We start from the raw sequence: 15210 nt of genomic DNA on the forward strand, positions 1-15210 counted from the left end.
TATTAGACCCATATTTATTTATCTATAATCTAATAACTATACATAATTGCTTTGAAATTATTTAAATATGGCTTTTTAACTATACCTTTTTCGGTTATAATACCCTCTATTAGCTCTGGAGGCGTTATATCAAAAGCAGGATTGAATGCGTGAGTTCCATCAACAGCTATAGTTAACTGGCCCATAATGTTTAGAACTTCGTTTGGTGATCTTTCCTCTATTACAATGTCATTCGGATTTTCCGTAGGCTGGACAGTACTAGTCGGAGCAGCTACATAGAAAGGCTTCTTGTGATAATTAGCCGCGAGTGCCAAGTTAAATGTACCTATTTTATTTGCAACATGCCCAGTTAAAGTAATTCTATCGGCACCAACTATTGCTAAATCAGCCATATTTTTACTAAATAATAAACCAGACGCCCCATCAACAATTAAAGTAGAAGGTATTCCTTCTTTTTTCAATTCCCATATAGTTAATCTTGCACCCTGAAGCAATGGTCTTGTCTCATCAGCATATACGTGAATATTTTTACCTTCATAAAATGCGTATCTTATAACTCCCAAAGCTGTGCCAAAACCAGCAGTTGCCAATGCCCCGGTATTACAATGAGTAATTATTCTAAAATTGTTGTCTATTATTTTAGAGCCATGCTTACCCATTTCAATATTATTCTTTATATCTTCAATATAAATTTTATGCGCTTCATTTAACGTTTCTTCTTTCATAAATTCTACATCATTCTTTTCTGAGCTCTTCAAAATTACATTCCATAATCTATTCAATGCCCAAAACAAATTGTATGCAGTTGGCCTTGTTGAAGCTAAAACATTATATGCTTCTTTTGCATAATTTAATAAATCTTCAGGTTTATTAGCATTACTGTACTTTAGTGCTAAAGACATGCCGTATGCGGCTGAAACACCAATAGCTGGAGCCCCTCTTATTTCCATTTCTTTTATTGCTTGTGCAACTCTTCTAAAATCCTTTGTATTTCTATATAGTTCTTTCCATGGTAAAAGTCTTGTATCTATCCATAAAAATTCGTTTTTATCAAAATCCCAATAAAGAGGTTTTATTTTTAGGTATTGCTCTAATTTATCTAATTCCTTCCTTATATCCTCCATGCTTTCACCTTATATTTTATTTATGTATATTTGTACTTTTTAAACTATAATTATTAAATTGGAATTAATATATATGATTTATGAAAAAGAAAAGTATTTTAAAATTATTTTTAAACTAATAATGGGTGTATTAAGTGAGTCTTAAAGAAGAAATAATAAGATGGCTTAAAGAAGAAAATCTTGAAGTTTCGGAAATACCAATTCCAAAAGAAGCACCAATAGAATGGGCTATAAATGCCATGGTTACTGCGCCATTTAGAGTTTCTATATCAATACAAAGACCTAAAGGAAAAACTGAAAAATTAGCATGTACAATGGGTGTTAAAATAGCTGATCAGCATAAGGAAAAAATAATTAAACTATCTGAACAAGAAAAAGCTTCAATGATAGGAGAGCTCTTAAAGAGTTTATATTTTATTTGCCCAACATGTGTAATAATTATTCAACCAGATTTAATTAATCCAGACAACATAATAGTAACAAAAATCATATATAGCGATAAAATTAGCGCTAGTGAAATAACTGATTCTGTTAGACTACTTTCAAATTCATATGGTTTAATCGTTACTCATTTTACAGTTAAGTTGGGAGGATCTTTCAAACAAGGAGAGCAAACAATGATGCACATTTGAAAGAGTGATTGATTTGAATTTACTTAATCCTGCTGGAATCCTTGCAAAATCAAATTGTTTTTACATAGCAGCGCCTATAGTAGATGCACCTTGGAATGCAAATAAAAATGTTGAAAATGCTATTTCAGATATTATTGATGGCTTAAAATCTTGGGATATAAACAACTACAATTTAAATAAAATTGAAAAAATATTATGGTATGCAACTGTTTATGGAGGACTCGTTCTGGTTTACGCTTGCGATCCTATAGTCCCAATAAGCAGAGTACATGTAGACGTAGGTCTATCATTTATTTCAGAAGAAAACGATAAACCCAAAGAATTAAATGATTTAGACCTAATTAAAGCATGGGCAGAAATATTTGATGGAAACGAAATAGAAGGACTCAACATGTTGGCAGGAGGTATGGTATATCCAGAAAAATTCAGTTGGAGAACAGGAGGTAAATATAAAATAGCAGCAAGAGGAATAAAATATTGATTCCATAATTAACGCACTTTATAAGTTGTTTTCTAAGCAATATTTCCTTATTTTGGATATATTAATGTAGAAATTTTTCATGATTAAATTGGCTATATATTTTCCATAATCTGTTAAAACTATTTTGTCGTTCTCATATTTAATTGCTTTTATAAAAGCTAGTAATGATAATTCATTTCTCATATAATTTTCTATATCAATGCCAAATAATTCTTCAAAGATCTTTTTATTAAATTCTAGAGAATAAAACTTGTAAATGAACTCAAGATAAACTTGTTCTCTTAATGACAATTTTTTGCTTAGCACAACTGGCATGTTATTATTATATATCATTTTTTCATATTTATTAATATCAAATGAGTTAACATAATATTTTCCATTTATATAACTCATTGCACCAGTACCAATGCCAGCAAAAAATGGATGATCTACTATGTATTCGTCAGTTATGGAATCGTGATTTTTTGTAAATGTCCATGCATTTGATTGTATAAAATCTGAATTTAAAAAGCTCTTTAATATATAATAATAAAATGGTCTTTCGTTCCTTTCATCTGGTTCTTTAAACAACTCGCTATTCCTTATAGATGGCATTATAGGGTAAAAAGTAATTTGATTGGCTTTTGATTCTTTGGCCCTATTGATTTCATATCCTAAATCTTTAATTGTTTGATGAGGCAAATTAAACAAAATATCAACATTTAATGTACTTATAGAAGAGGCGATTTCTATTTTATTCATAATTTCTTCATCGTCCAATTGAGGTCTTCCTATATCTTTTTGAGTTGCTGATTGAAAAGACTCTATCCCTAAAGAGAGTCTTGTTATGCCAACGTTTTTAAGCATATCTATTTTCTCTTCATTAATATCATATATAGAACCTTCAATCGATACATCTTTTATATTAAGGTATTGTTTAATATAATCTATTAAATCGCATACTTCATATGTTGTTAATGTTGGTGTTCCACCGCCAATATATATAGAATCAAAATTATAATTATTTTCAATATAATTTGTTATTTCCTTTTTTAAAGAAGCAAAATAATCCTTTACTAAATTCTTTCTATATAACATGCTATGAAAAATGCAAAATGGACACAAAGAACTACAAAAAGGAACATGTATATACAAAGCTTTGCACTCTTTGCACTCTTCTGGTTTTTCTCTTAAATCGTTGTTTAGATGCCAATCGTAATTACCAAAAATATATTTTAGTATACGTTCTGTTATCAAATTTATCCCAAATCAATATATAAAAAACAAAACATATAAAGTTAACATTGAAAAGGAATATATATTTTGTTAACTTAATTAGTTCTTTATTCGACACAATAATAAATTTTAAAATTAATTTTAAAAAAACATTGAAAAGTAGCATTACTGCTTAAGGATTTTAGAACACTAAATAATAGTGGGGCACTAGTATGGAAAGTACATTGAATTTTCAGCTCCTAGATGTAAGCTATGAGATAGTCAATAATACGCCAATTATTAATTTATGGGGAAGGGATTTAAATAATAAAAAAGTGTTGCTAATAGACACAACATTTAGGCCTTATTTCTATTTATTGCTTGACAAGGATTCTAATTCAGAGAAAATTAAACAAGAAATATTAAGCAGATCAAAGACAAAAAGCCCGATAATTAATATTGAAGAAGTAAATATGAGCTATATAGGTAGACCTGCAAAGGCTATCAAAGTAACAACAACCATACCTGAAAGTGTTAGAGAATATAGAGAAACTCTTTCAAGTATTGAAGGAGTTAAAGATGCCTTAGAGGCAGATATAAGGTTTTCATTTAGATATACGTTAGATAAAAATCTGTATCCCATGAGGTGGTATAAAGTAAATGTAAAACCTTTGGAGAAAAAAACTAACTATAGAGTTGATGAGATGTATGAAATTAATGGAGAAATTACTGAAGATGAAAACAGAGTAAATGTTAATCCATTAGATGGATTAAAAATTATGGCGTTTGATATAGAAGTTTATAATCCGCAAAGAACTCCTGACCCTTCTAAAGATCCCATAATTTTAATAAGTATAAAATTTAATGATAATAATGATACAATATTATTAGAAGCAAAAGGTCATGATGATAGTGAAATCATACACAAATTCATAGAATTGATTAGAAAAGAAGATCCAGATATTATTATAGGCTATAATCAAAACAAATTTGATTGGCCATATTTAATAGAAAGGTCTAAATTATATAAAATAAAATTAGATGTTGGTAGAAAAGTTGATTCTGTACCAAACCCAAGCGTATTCGGTCATTATTCTATACAAGGAAGATTAAATGTTGATCTTTACGATTTCGCTGAAGAACTACAAGAAATCAAAGTGAAATCACTCGATGAGGTTGCAGACTACTTAGGTGTAAAACCCAAAGATAAAAGAGTTAACATAGATTGGTGGCTAATAGCACAGTATTGGGATGATATAGAAAAAAGAAATACATTAAAACAATATTCTATAGATGATGTAGAATCAACTCTAGGATTAGCATACAAATTCTTGCCCTTTGGAGCACAATTAAGCATTATAAGCGGACTACCTATGGATCAAGTTGTTGCTGCAAGCGTAGCATTTAGACTCGAAGCAAGACTTATGAGAGAAGCAAAGAAAAAAAGCGAACTTATGCCAAATAGAATAGAAAGAAATATAGAATCATATACAGGAGCAGTAGTGTTAAAACCAGAACCTGGAATACATGAAAATGTAGCAGTGCTTGATTTTGCAAGTATGTATCCGAGCATTATGGTTAAATACAATGTGGGTCCTGACACTCTGTTAAAAGATGGAGATGCATGTAAAGTAAGAAATAAAGCTCCTGAAGTTAATCATGAATTTTGTGCTGATAATCCAGCTTTTATGAGACTAGTTTTAGAAAGATTTCTAAAATGGAGAAGTGAAATTAAGAAAGCCATGAAATTATATAAAGAAGGAAGTTCTGAATACAATTTATTAAATGAAAGACAAAAAGCTATTAAAGTATTAGCCAATGCTAGTTATGGCTACCTAGGATGGGGGGCTGCTAGATGGTATTGCAGGAGCTGTGCAGAAGCAATAACTGCATGGGGAAGGGATCTTATATCACAATCGATAAATTTTGCAAAATCAATAGGATTAAAAGTATATTATGGAGACACTGATAGCATATTTGTTGACAATAACAAAGAAAAAATAGAACAAGTAATAAACTGGATAACTAAAGTTTTGGAATTTGATATAAAGATAGACAAAATTTATAAAAGAGTCTTTTTCACCGAAGCTAAGAAAAGATATGCCGGATTATTAGAAGATGGTAAAATAGACATAGTTGGATTTGAGGCTGTAAGAGGGGATTGGAGCGAATTGGCAAAAGAAGTCCAATCAAATATTGCTGAACTAATATTAAAGACAGGAAATCCAAAAAAAGCGATAGAGTATGTTAAAGCAGTGATAGAAGATCTTAAAAATGGAAAAATAGTCCTTGATAAATTAATTATATGGAAAACTTTGACCAAAGAAATCGAACAATATGAAGCTGAGACCCCCCATGCATATGCAGCAAAATTAATGGAAAAATATGGTTATAAGGTTACAGCTGGTAGTAAAATAGGGTTCGTAATAATAAAAGGTCCTGGATCTATTTCTAAAAAAGCTAGACCTTATTTTATGGTGAAGGAATCCGATATAGATACAAATTATTACATAGATAAACAAATAATACCTTCTGCATTAAGAATCCTTAGCTATTTCGGAATAACAGAAAAAGATTTGAAGGTTGGTTCAAAGCAACCTTCTCTCTTTGATTTTTTGGATTCAAGTTAAATCACTAAAGGTAGCAAACTTAACATCTCCTCTTTTGGATGATATTTTGCTACCCATCCTTGCTCCAATTAATAGAACTATTCCTTTGTCTCCTGCTAAATCTAATATTCTTTGGGTGATAATTCCGTCAAATATTATTGCATAAGCAGAATTCGGTTGAGCTGTATCAAGCCATGTAAACAAATCTCTAACCTTTATCCTTGTTATTTCCTTCCAGTCTCTGTCATAAATTATTGCTTCTAAGGTACCTTTAATGTTTTTGATGTTATCTATGACTTGCTTTGGAACTACTAATTGAGAAATAGATTCTGACTTTTGTTCTCCCTTTGCAATTTCTTGTAAAACTTGTTGATTAGAGACTTCCTGAGCAATTTCTTCTTTCTTTTCTTCTGCTTTTTCTTCTGCTGTTTGAACTTCTGGCAAAGTCTGTTCATGGGCTGCTTCTGCTTCTTCTTTTGTTTCCTTTATGCTTAATAATTGTTGTTTAACCGCCTCTGCTGGCATCATTTGCGACAAGGATCTTGCTATCTCTTTTCCTGTTAATTGTTCAACTTCCATCCCTTTTGGTGCCCTGGCTACATAATCGACATGTACTTGATCCAATAAATTTTTGAGAATTAAATCTCCTCCTCTATCTCCATCAACAAACGCTATAACTTTTTTGTTTTTAGCTAATTCGACTATTGTTTTTGGAACTTTTTCTCTTGCACCTTCTAATGCTACTGTATTAGTATATCCATACTTCATTAAGTTTATGACATCAGCTCTACCTTCAACTATGATAATCGTATCAGCTTTCTCTACATCTGGTCCAGCTGGTAATTTCTCTTCTCCTATTTCTATCACTTTTGGCTGTACTTCGGGCTTTTGAGAAATTTGTCTTAAAATTTCCTTTATATCAGGTTCTTGTTCTTTAACCCTTTGCAAAAGCTGTCTTGCTCTTTCGACTATCTTTTGTAATTTTTCTATTCTTAAATCTTGAATATCATCTATGTTAATTCTTGAATTATATGGTCCAACTCTGTCTACACTTTCTATCATAGCTGCGAGTAAAACAGTTTCAACCCTATCTAAATTGCTAGGTATTTGCAATATTCCAACAGATTTTGTCCCTTGGTATTTCATATCTATGTGAACTCTTCCTATTTTGTCTTTGTTTTGTAGTTGTTCCAAATTGAAATCACTGCCTAATAGACCCTCTGTTTGGCCAAATACAGCCCCTATTACATCATGTTTATCTACTCTACCATCAACCTCGAATGAAGCTTTAATTAAATACTTCAATTCTTACACCCTTTTTATTGAGAGGTATACCGAAATTGTTTATATCTGGCATACCTCATTAATTAGGCTCTCGCCCTTCTCTAAATATTGACGTTTTTGTCAGAGCATATAAATTTATTAAAAATTTTAATTAAAAAATTACCTAGTAATCCCCTTCAAGATTTCTTTAGCTAACTCCTTGGTTTCTTCTTTTTCAAATATTTTCCTTACAGGCCTCAGCATTTCTATTAAGGAATTTATTGTTGCATTTTTTAAGTCCATCGGATGAACTTTTCCATCAACATAAGCATTTTCCAATTCTTCATAGCTTTCAAAAACAACTGTTCCGCCGTATTTTTCAGGTCTTTCTAGAACTAACTTAAAGTTTTCTCTTGCAAATAAGAGATATTTGTTTATTTCTAATATAGGATTAAACTCAGCTTGCTTTGGAGGACAATAAGCATTTAATATTTTTTCTTTTATATTATTTTCGCTATCATTTACAAATATAGCTGTGTTTGGTTTCGACTTTGACATTTTATGGCTTGCTGCTTGCTCATCTATTTCTCCAAAGCTCATTCTTTCTCCTCCATCAAGGCTTGTTAGTATTGGCGTGTGCAGAGCAATCGGCTTTTTAACATTTATTTTTTCAGACACTTCCCTTGCCAAAATATGCGCTTTCCTTTGATCTAAACCACCCAATGCTATATCTAAATCCATGTAAATTATATCACTAACTTGCATCGCTGGATAAATTAGCTTTGAAGTATCTAAATCTGCCTCATCCATGCTCCTTCCCATTATTGTTAAGGCTCTCTTCATTCTAGCTAGACTTGTCATCTTCATAACTTTAATAACTAGGGCCCAATAATCTTTATCTTGGGCCATTTCTTCTGCATCTACGAAATTTATCTTTTCGGTAGGTATATCTAAAGCTTTCATTACCTCTCTAGTTAACCTTGCCGCCTTTCTAATTAGATCCATATTGCCTCCTAATTTATCATTTATCATTGCATGCCATGTTGCTTCTAATAAATTAAACTCTACTCCTGCATTTATCAAGTCTTTTACTTTGTTCATCCATATTAGCCAACCTAAATGAGCTAAACCACTTGGTTCAAAACCTAAATAACCTTTAATTTTATCTCCATGTTCTATTTTCTCCATTAATTCTTTTTCAGTTATAATCTCTACCAAATTTTTTTTAATCAGCTCGAGTTTCTCATTTGTATCCAATAATTTTTCCACCTCACATCTTATCATTTCTAATTTTAATGTTTTCAATATAAAAATTTTTAAGGTATTTTTGCTCTTTCATATTCAAATCCTGCATTTAATGGCTTAGTTGCATCTATCCCTATTTTAGATGTAAGACCATCTTTAGCGCTAGGATCAAGGGTTGATCCTCTTGCATTATTTATTATTATTAAATCTCTATCTGCCTGAAATCTTGTTGCAATGGCCCATTCAACATCATTTATGTCATATATATTAACATCAGGATCAACAACAATTACATGCTTAAGGCTTGGATGAGCAGAAAAAGCGGCTAAAATTGCATTTTTTGAATCACCATCATGATTTTTATCTATGGAAATGATTGCATGCAACCAGCCTCCGCTGTTTAATGTTAAATGAACTCCGTGAACTTTCGGAACAACCTTAGATACTGCATTGTATATGCTTGCCTCCCTTGGAAATCCCATAAGCATAGCATGTTCATACCCACCGGGTAAAATTACATGAGTGGTCTCATCTGAATTAAGATAAACCTTTTCTGCTTTTAGAACTGGTTGTTTTCTTATTTTATCATAACCCCCCATAGCCTCAACAAAAGGACCTTCATCTACCTGTTTTTCTGTTATGAAACCTTCTATAATTGCTGCTGCACCTAATGGTATAGGGTTTTTATGTATAGGCGAATTGTATATCTCAAGGTTACCAAGTATATTCGCTGCTGCATTTAATTCAAAATATCCTAGCTGTGGGGAACTTGATGCGGCTAAAATGATAGCTGGATGAATTCCTATAATAACAGAAACAGGAAGAATCTCATTATTTTTTAATGCCTCTTTATATAGATAATATAGGTGTCTTGGAACTATTCTAACTGCAGCTTCTTTATCGTTTAGCATCATTATCCTATGTATACTTGCATTGCATATATTTTTATAGCATGCTATTATTAATGAACTTGTTAAATAATAACCTCCATCTTTTTCATAGAATTTAACAAAAGGCAAATCTTTTAAGTTTCCTTCTTTTAGTTTTGGTTCTCCAACCTTTACCATTTTCCCTTCTCGCGAAAAGGAGTCTAATAGCTTATTGTATGCATCTTCTAAAGTATTTACAGACAAGGATTCTAAAATTTTTCTTTTTGAATCAACAACATTCCCTGAACTTATTTGACTTATATCATCAACATTAAATACTTGAATTTTTTCGGTTCCTTGTTTAGATTTTAATAACCTAGAAACCTCATAGTCCCTTGACAATTTTCCAGAATACTCGCCGCCTATTTTATCAATGAATTTAGTCAATGATCCATCCAATTTCTGCTCCCTCTTAGTGCAATAGCCATTGCAGATCTTACATCTTTATCCTTAAATATTTTGAAGATAGGTGTTTTTGGCATAAATTTTGCTACTTCATCTTCTCTAATCATTTTATAGGGCAGACCATTATTTATCAATGAAACTCCAGCTGTAGTCCACCCTTCACCAGTACCTAATATAACTTCCTTGCTTTTGTAGGGTATTTTATTTAATTCTTCTTTGATCACGTTTCCTATTTTATTGCAATCTATTTTCCCCGAATTTATAACAATTCCATCTCCCATTATTATATATCCACATAATCTTCCTGGATCTATTCCAATCAATATGTGAGAAAAGTCTAATTTAGGATATGCAATAGCTTTAAACAAAGCTATATCCGGATCGTCCTCGTATATAACATTGTTAAGATTTTTAATATTATCATGATAAATTTCATATTCTGGAGTGTTTTTTAATGGAGATATAATAACATCTGGTTTAGTATCTATATAATCATTTAAAATTATTATACCTTGTTTTTCTAAAATGTCTTTCTTATTCTTTATTGTTTTTATTGCATTATAGTCAGCCCTTAAGCAAACTATTACTTTAGCCGAACCGTTCCACCTCAATACACTTAATTAATTAAATAATATAAGAAGTTAATTAATCTTTATATAAAAATGCGTTAAGAATGAAAGTGAACTTTATTTTAAAATATTAAACTTTTTAATAGTTATAGGTGGATTAATTGCTATGCTCGCCGCACCATATAATACTTGATCATCACCAAAACTACACATTTTAATTTCAGGTACTCCAAGAGCGCTATATTTTGGTATGTATTTCAATAAGTATGGCTTTATTAAGTCTTCATTATATAAATAAATGCTACCTCCAATATAAATGACTTCTGGATCGTATGCGGCTATTAAAGTTGATATACCAGCAGCATGAACAATATTTAATAAGTCAACTAATGATTTCGAAAACTCATCATTTTTCCTAGCAAGATCGTAGAGTTTCTCCGGTGTTAAATCACCATTAATAGCCAAATTATATCCTTGAGTTTTTTCTCCTTTCCATTCCTTTGCCATCTCATAAGCTACTTTAGGTATATTTTTTCCTCCTGCATATGCTTCCCAATGACCTAATCTACCGCATCCGCATATAAAATTGGAATCGAATTTTACAACTGCGTGTCCTAGCTCATGAGCATTTCCTCTTCTTCCAACCATTAAATTACCATCAACTATTGCCCCTACTCCTATACCAGAACTCATAGTAATGTATGCTAAGTCATCTTTGTCTTTTCCATCACCAAGAGTTTTTTCAGCCCATACTGCTGCCATTGCGTCATTTGCTATATATACTTCCTTTCTAAATTCTTCATATATAGGATCTTTTAAAGGGATATTTTTAAGTCCAAGATTTGGCGCTAATTCTATAATGCCTTTTTTTAAATCTAATGGACCTATAGATCCAATTCCTATTGAATTAAAATCTCTATCAGGAGAAAGCTCATAAATCATGTTTATAATAGATTTTGAAAGAAAACTAGGATTATCCTTAGGTGTTTGTATTTTAAGTTCTTTAGTTTTTTTATTATCTTTAAACAATGCGACTCTTAAATTTGTAGCCCCAATATCAACGGCTATTATGTTCATGCGTTCCCCTTTTATTAATAAGTTAAATACCCATTATAAATAGATTTGCAAAATTTTCTAATTATTTAAAATTATTAGTATATTAAATATTTTTAATATATACATTTGAAAATTAAAGCTTAAGTATTCAAAAAAGAATACATATTGGTGGAAAAAAAGTGGTATAGGTGAACTATATGTCAGAAGGAATGGGAGAATTAGTTTTGATTCCTCCGTATGTTAAATATTTAACAGAATTAGCTAAAAAAGATCCAATAAGCTTTTGGGAAAAAATTGCTATAGAAAACATGAAATACATTTATTGGAAAAAAACATGGGATAAAACATTTGAATGGGGTAAAAATGGAGAACCGTATAAGTGGTTTATTGGAGGGATTACAAATACCGAATACAGTCATATTGATTTCCAAATAGAAAAGGGTTATGGAAATAAAGCAGTTTACATATATGAAAACCCTGAAATAGGAGTTTCAAAAACTTATACTTTTGCTCAATATAAGAACATTGTAGATAAATATGCTTCGGCAATGAGAGGTATGGGAGTTAAGAAAGGCGATAGAGTTTTAACATATATGCCTACAAGGCCAGAATCGGTTGCAATACTACATGCAGCTGCAAGAATCGGGGCAATACATTCAAGCGTTTATGCTGGTTTTTCTGCAAAAGCTTTAGCTGATAGAATAGATGGAGTTGAAGCTGAATGGATATTTGTACAAGATTATAATTTAAGAAGAGGAAAAGTATCTAATTTAAAGCAAGTTGTTGATGATTCATTAAAGTTGGTGAAGACTAAGGTTAAAAAAGTTGTTGTACTAAAATCAGGATATTTTAATCAAGATGTAAATATGGAAAAAGGGAGAGATATCTATTGGGAAGAATTTTTAGACTTTTCTAAAAGCGGATCAAGTGAAGTAGAATGGATGGAATCCAATGAGCCAGTCTTTATCACTCCTACATCAGGCACTACGGCAAAACCAAAACCTGTTGTACATAAGCATGGAAGTTTCCAAAACCATGTTGTAACCATGGCCCGTTGGATCTATGATTTAAAGCCAACCGATACTTGGTTTATAACAAGTGATGTTGGATGGCAAGCAGGGATCAGCTATATGGTTTGGGGTGTTCCAATATTTGGTATACCAAGCATATTATATGATGGAGTTCCTGATTACCCAAAGCCTGATATGTGGTGGGAAGTTATAGAAAGAAATAAAGTAACTAAGGTCTGGTTTTCACCTACAGCAATTAGACTTTTGATGAAATATGGAACAGACTATGCCAAAAAGCATGATTTATCAAGCTTAGAAGTAGTGTTTAGCGCAGGAGAGCCATTAAATCCAACACCATTAAAATGGTTGATGTATGATGTGTTTGAAAACAGAGTACCCGTTATAGATCATTATTGGCAAACTGAAACTGCAGGACCAATAGTAGGAAACACTTATGGAATTAAGATGTTACCCATAAAGATTGGTAGTGCAGGTATACCATTACCCGGTATTATTGGAGAAGTCGTCGATGAAAATACTGGGAAACCAGTAAAACCTGGTGAAAAAGGTGTGCTTGTTATAAAACATCCGTTTCCAGGATTTACTTCAGAGTTATGGAAAGATCAAGATAGATATTGGAAATCATATTGGGAAGCGAATCCAAACCTTAAAGGGATGATATATACAGGAGATGCTGCAACTATTGATGAACATGGCTACATATGGTTTATGGGAAGAGCCGATGATGTAATAAAGATATCAGCTCATAGAATTGGTACATTTGAGCTCGAAAGCGCGTTAGTATCCCATCCTGCTGTTGCAGAAGCTGCAGTCGTTGGAGTACCTGATCCAGTAAGGGGAGAAGTTGCAATGGGATTTGTCATACTAAAGGAAGGATATAAACCCAGCGAAGAACTCAAAAACGAACTTATCGAACATGCCAAGAAAACATTCGGACCTATAGCGGTATTTAAAGGAATTGAAATAGTTAAAGCCTTGCCAAAAACAAGAAGTGGAAAAATTATGAGGAGGGTAATTAGAGCAGTTTATTTAGATCAACCAATGGGAGACATATCTACTCTGGAAGATGAAGCTTCAGTTGAAGAAATTAAAAAAGCAGTTGAAGAATTCAAGAAAGAAATAAAATGAATGTATAAATTAATTGTTTTACTTTTAAATTTATAATTAGATTTATCTTTTCTATTATTTCTATTTATCAATCTTCATTTTAGACAATTCGATACCTCATATAGACAATCTCAAAGTTTAATACAAATTTAAACTTTTGTCTTAAAGCAATTTATTTTATTGTTTTTTCATTATTTATTATTAATAAGTAATATAATCTGAAATTGAATAGTATTTAATTTCTCTTTACTAATTTAAAGAATAAAAATTTTAACCCTATAGTTCATTAATAATTAGGGCTGATATTAAATTTGCCTAATAAACAAATTTTATTAAAACCTATTGGCGAAGTTTTAACAGATTTTAGTGATGATGAAATTAGAAACTCTTTTAACGGAGTTAGAGGGAAAATACTTATATATGATAAATATAAGGATGGAATTTGCTGTTTAGATGGATTTTCCCATCTTTTAGTTATTGGATATGCAGATAAGGCAAGAGAAAATTCTCAAGCAACATTAAAGGTCAAATTTAGAAAAATAGAAAGGCTCTATAATATAAAAACACCTGAAGTCGGGGTATTTGCATCAGGTTCTCCAGATAGGCCTAATTTGCTCATAGTAAGCATATTAAAGTTAATGGGAATAAAAGATAACATCCTAGAAGTAGATAACCTTGATATGTTTAATGGAACTCCAATATTAGATATAAGACCTTTTACCGTAGAAAGGATCCCTAAAGAAAAAATAGAAACACCTGATTGGTATAAGAGAATTTGGACTGACTTCCTCCCTGCCCTGAAGGGCGAGGGTTCCCCTCATCGATTCGGATTTACATCTTTCATTTGAGGGGCAGCCGAGAGGGTCAGAGACCCCCTCCTATTAAGATTCATGATTGCAATAACGTCACGATCATTCTCATAACCACAAGAAGTACATTTAAACCAACGATAACCAACTTCAACCATCTTTTTACCACACTTAGGGCATGAAACAGAAGAGTACTTTGGATTAACGTATTGAATTAGAATACCTTGTTTCCTAACCTGCCAAGAAATCCAGTACTGCAAATGACGGTATTGCATCAGATAAAGTTTATCCCTAAACTCCTTAGGTAGCTTATCTACATTCTTAATGAGGTTCCTTAGGTTCTCGAGCTTAATGACGTTGGCACCCATAATTCTTGCAACCTCAACAACCCACTTCCCCACTTTCCTAGCGAAATCCTCCATAACTCTCCTAGCCTTTAGGTGGAAATAATGAATCCTGTGAAGGATTCTCTTGTTGTCCCTCCACCTCTTTGGGTATTTCTTTTGTAGACTTTCAGCCAATGACTTCCAGTGATGAGCCTCGTTCAAACGAGTTGGAATCCTAATATAATTAATATCGTCCTTTCCTACAACAACCTCATTCATATTAATATCAACAGCAATACTTTCCTTTGGCTCTACATTCTCTTCTTCCTCTTTCTCAAAAACCACTTTTAGGAAAGCCTTCCCATTCTTAACCATTAACCTAGCCTCTTTCATCCTCAAGTTTGCATACTCCCTCAAGTTCCTAGGATGA

13 protein-coding genes are annotated in these 15210 nt (G+C 31.8%); 5 read left to right on the forward strand and 8 right to left on the reverse strand.

All coding sequences use genetic code 11. The features are described 5' to 3' along the window. Nucleotides 1-29 precede the first annotated feature (29 nt). Nucleotides 30-1124, reverse strand: a complete 1095-nt coding sequence (gene mtnA, locus Q0C16_RS07105) for an S-methyl-5-thioribose-1-phosphate isomerase (RefSeq protein WP_292320808.1) — start codon at nt 1122-1124, stop codon at nt 30-32. A 134-nt stretch (nt 1125-1258) separates the two neighbouring features. Here mtnA and Q0C16_RS07110 point away from each other — a divergent pair, with 134 nt between their 5' ends. Further along, the gene (locus Q0C16_RS07110) at nt 1259-1756 is read left to right on the forward strand and encodes a DUF2299 domain-containing protein (protein ID WP_292320809.1); all 498 of its coding nucleotides are present in this window, start codon (nt 1259-1261) and stop codon (nt 1754-1756) included. A gap of 13 nt (nt 1757-1769) precedes the next feature. Then, a complete protein-coding gene (locus Q0C16_RS07115; RefSeq protein ID WP_292320811.1) occupies nt 1770-2237 on the forward strand; it encodes a hypothetical protein in 468 nt (155 codons plus the stop codon). 18 nt (nt 2238-2255) lie between these two features. Here Q0C16_RS07115 and Q0C16_RS07120 read toward each other — a convergent pair whose 3' ends face one another. After that, nucleotides 2256-3473: a radical SAM protein gene (locus Q0C16_RS07120; protein ID WP_292320813.1), complete on the reverse strand. Its 1218-nt coding sequence runs from the start codon at nt 3471-3473 to the stop codon at nt 2256-2258. A gap of 191 nt (nt 3474-3664) precedes the next feature. Between Q0C16_RS07120 and Q0C16_RS07125 the strand changes: the two genes are divergently transcribed. After that, nucleotides 3665-6061: a DNA-directed DNA polymerase gene (locus Q0C16_RS07125; protein WP_292320815.1), complete on the forward strand. Its 2397-nt coding sequence runs from the start codon at nt 3665-3667 to the stop codon at nt 6059-6061. On the opposite strand, the gene dnaG is transcribed toward Q0C16_RS07125, so the two are convergent. From dnaG to Q0C16_RS07150, 5 genes are all read right to left on the reverse strand, one after another. After that, nucleotides 6053-7345, reverse strand: coding sequence for a DNA primase DnaG (gene dnaG, locus Q0C16_RS07130; RefSeq protein ID WP_292320817.1), 1293 nt, complete (start codon nt 7343-7345; stop codon nt 6053-6055). The genes Q0C16_RS07125 and dnaG overlap by 9 nt on opposite strands. A gap of 138 nt (nt 7346-7483) precedes the next feature. After that, nucleotides 7484-8560, reverse strand: coding sequence for a tyrosine--tRNA ligase (locus tag Q0C16_RS07135; protein WP_292320819.1), 1077 nt, complete (start codon nt 8558-8560; stop codon nt 7484-7486). Between the two features lie 59 nt (nt 8561-8619). Then, nucleotides 8620-9876: a UbiD family decarboxylase gene (locus Q0C16_RS07140; protein ID WP_292320821.1), complete on the reverse strand. Its 1257-nt coding sequence runs from the start codon at nt 9874-9876 to the stop codon at nt 8620-8622. Beyond that, the gene (locus Q0C16_RS07145; protein ID WP_292320823.1) at nt 9861-10493 is read right to left on the reverse strand and encodes a hypothetical protein; all 633 of its coding nucleotides are present in this window, start codon (nt 10491-10493) and stop codon (nt 9861-9863) included. Before Q0C16_RS07145 ends, Q0C16_RS07140 begins: the two co-directional genes overlap by 16 nt. Before the next feature lie 75 nt (nt 10494-10568). Beyond that, nucleotides 10569-11528, reverse strand: coding sequence for an ROK family protein (locus Q0C16_RS07150; protein WP_292320826.1), 960 nt, complete (start codon nt 11526-11528; stop codon nt 10569-10571). Between the two features lie 176 nt (nt 11529-11704). On the opposite strand from Q0C16_RS07150, the gene Q0C16_RS07155 reads away from it, so the two are divergent. Both Q0C16_RS07155 and Q0C16_RS07160 read left to right on the forward strand, forming a co-directional pair. Further along, nucleotides 11705-13666: an acetate--CoA ligase gene (locus tag Q0C16_RS07155; protein WP_292320828.1), complete on the forward strand. Its 1962-nt coding sequence runs from the start codon at nt 11705-11707 to the stop codon at nt 13664-13666. A gap of 290 nt (nt 13667-13956) precedes the next feature. After that, on the forward strand, nt 13957-14493 hold the full coding sequence (locus Q0C16_RS07160) for a TrmO family methyltransferase (RefSeq protein WP_292320830.1): 537 nt from the start codon (nt 13957-13959) through the stop codon (nt 14491-14493). Here Q0C16_RS07160 and Q0C16_RS07165 read toward each other — a convergent pair. Further along, nucleotides 14463-15210 (reverse strand): IS200/IS605 family accessory protein TnpB-related protein (locus Q0C16_RS07165; RefSeq protein WP_292320831.1); only part of this gene is annotated, 748 nt, incomplete at its 5' end. The genes Q0C16_RS07160 and Q0C16_RS07165 overlap by 31 nt on opposite strands.

It is taken from the genome of Caldisphaera sp., from assembly GCF_023256325.1.
In the GTDB taxonomy this organism is placed as follows: domain Archaea; phylum Thermoproteota; class Thermoprotei_A; order Sulfolobales; family Acidilobaceae; genus Caldisphaera.